2 protein-coding genes are annotated in these 1,628 nt (G+C 71.9%); one reads left to right on the forward strand and one right to left on the reverse strand.

Annotated features, from left to right (window positions below):
- Positions 1 to 917 (reverse strand): 5'-3' exonuclease (locus tag PROKR_RS10840; RefSeq protein ID WP_281171696.1); only part of this gene is annotated, 917 nt, incomplete at its 3' end.
- A 169-nt stretch (positions 918 to 1,086) separates the two neighbouring features.
- Here PROKR_RS10840 and PROKR_RS10845 point away from each other — a divergent pair.
- On the forward strand, positions 1,087 to 1,470 hold the full coding sequence (locus tag PROKR_RS10845) for a PaaI family thioesterase (RefSeq protein ID WP_142042489.1): 384 nt from the start codon (positions 1,087 to 1,089) through the stop codon (positions 1,468 to 1,470).
- Positions 1,471 to 1,628: the final 158 nt, after the last annotated feature.

Genomic DNA, 1,628 nt, shown 5'->3' on the forward strand with positions numbered 1-1,628 from the left:
GTGCCGAGGGCGCCCGGGGCGACATCGGCCAGGTCGAGCTCGACGGCGCCGCCCGCCGGGGTCTCCTCGGCGGCCACGCCGGCCGGGTCGACGGCCAGGAGCCGGTCGCGGAGCTGGCCGAACTGCAGGGTGTCGGACACGAGGTGCACGGCCTCGCGGTCGAAACCCGCCAGCGCCAGGTCGGCCACGCCCAGGGGCAGCTCGACGTCGGTCAGCAGGGCGTTGAGCTCGCGGTTGACCCGCACCTGGTCGATGTGGGTGCGCAGGTTCTCGCCCGCCTTGCCCTTGACCTCGTCGGCGGCGTCCAGCAGGGCGGCGAGGCCGCCGTGCGCGGTGATCCACTTGGCGGCGGTCTTGGGCCCGACGCCGGGCACGCCCGGCAGGTTGTCGCTGGTCTCACCGACGAGCGCGGCGAGGTCGGGGTAGCGCTCGGGCGGGACGCCGTACTTCTCCTCGACGGCCGCCGGGTCCATCCGGGCCAGCTCGGACACACCCTTCTTGGGGTACAGGACGGTGACGTCGCCGTTGACGAGCTGCAGCGTGTCGCGGTCGCCGGAGCAGACCAGCACCTCCATGCCGGCCGCCTTGGCCTGCGTGGACAGGGTCGCCAGGATGTCGTCGGCCTCGATGCCGGGCAGCTCGATGGAGCTGATCCGGAGGGTGTCGAGCACCTCCTTGATCAGCGGCACCTGCCCCTTGAACGCGTCCGGCGTGGCGTCGCGCGTGCCCTTGTAGTCGGGAAACCGCTCCGTGCGGAACGTGACCCGGCCGGCGTCGAACGCGACCGCCATGTGCGTGGGCTGCTCGTCGCGGAGCAGGTTCGTCAGCATGGACGTGAAGCCGTAGACGGCGTTGGTGATCTGTCCTGAGCTGGTCGCGAGGGTGTCGGGCAGCGCGTAGAAGGCCCGATAGGCCATGGAATGGCCGTCGATCAGCAGGAGACGGGGGCGGCCTGAGGACGGCGTACCCGGAGTACGACTTGGCGCGGTGGAGGTCACGCCTGACAACATAGCTCGCATGACTGACACGAGCGCTTCCGTGACGCCATCCGACGCGGCTTCCGGAGCCGAGATCGACTGGAAGGCCATGTACGCCGGCGCGGAGACCGCGGGCACGCTCTTCGAGCGCATGGAGATGGAGCTGCTGGAGCTCGCGCCGGACCGGGCCGTGGGCCGCATCCCGGTGAAGGGCAACACCCAGCCCGCGGGCCTGCTGCACGGCGGCGCGTCGGTGGTGCTCGCCGAGACGCTCGGCTCGCTCGCCGCGCAGGCGCACGCCGGACCGGGCAAGAAGACGGTCGGCATCGAGGTGAGCGCGACGCACCACCGCGGGGCCCGCGAGGGCTACGTCACGGGCACGGCGACCGCGATCCACCTGGGCCGCTCGACGGCGTCCTACGAGATCGTGATCACCGACGAGGCCGGCAAGCGGGTGTGCACGGCGCGCCTGACCTGCATGATCCTCGGCTGAGCCGGAGGTGCAGCGCAGGGTGCGGGCCGAGGAACGAGGCACTCGCCCGGAGCGGAACCGCAGGCTCAGCCGACAAAGACAGAGCCTGAGCCGGAGGTGCAGCGCAGGGTGCGGGCCGAGGAACGAGGCACCCGCCCGGAGCGGAACCGCAGGCTCAG

The organism is Promicromonospora kroppenstedtii DSM 19349, assembly GCF_000515355.1.
Classification (GTDB): Bacteria; Actinomycetota; Actinomycetes; order Actinomycetales; family Cellulomonadaceae; genus Promicromonospora; species Promicromonospora kroppenstedtii.